Here is a 293-nt window from a genome sequence, read left to right as displayed (position 1 = left end):
CAAACATAGGGTTATCTATTTAAACATGCTGATAATTCAATCAACTTATGTTTTTTATTTTCAAATCCGCTACGATCAATCGATGGCATCCCATACTTAGATGTTTCACGATTAATTATAAAATAGTTTTCCTCAGTAATTACATCGGCATATTCAACTGATTTACAATCCAACAAGCTTTCCAATTCAGTTTCATCTGATACTCCTAGTAATCTAAATATTTCTTCTTTTCTCATAGTTCAACTCCACAATTTAGTCAAAATAACATCGTCACTATTCGGTCTAATGACCTC

The 293-nt window shown here is 31.4% G+C and carries 1 protein-coding gene; it reads right to left on the bottom strand.

Annotation, left to right across the window (positions count from 1 at the left end; genetic code table 11):
* Positions 1 to 11: 11 nt before the first annotated feature.
* Positions 12 to 236, bottom strand: coding sequence for a hypothetical protein (locus ACFX59_RS18285; protein WP_387434485.1), 225 nt, complete (start codon positions 234 to 236; stop codon positions 12 to 14).
* Between the last annotated feature and the right edge of the window lie 57 nt (positions 237 to 293).

This window comes from Sphingomonas sp. NCPPB 2930 (genome assembly GCF_042867205.1).
GTDB lineage: Bacteria > Pseudomonadota > Alphaproteobacteria > Sphingomonadales > Sphingomonadaceae > Sphingomonas.
The sequence above is the reverse complement of the archived record's forward strand: the minus strand, read 5'-3'. Positions and strand labels throughout refer to the sequence as shown.

What these genes read in the sequence shown, in the direction of transcription:
- ACFX59_RS18285 (WP_387434485.1), bottom strand. Translation starts at nt 236, where the DNA reads ATGAGAAAAGAAGAAATATTTAGATTACTAGGAGTATCAGATGAAACT.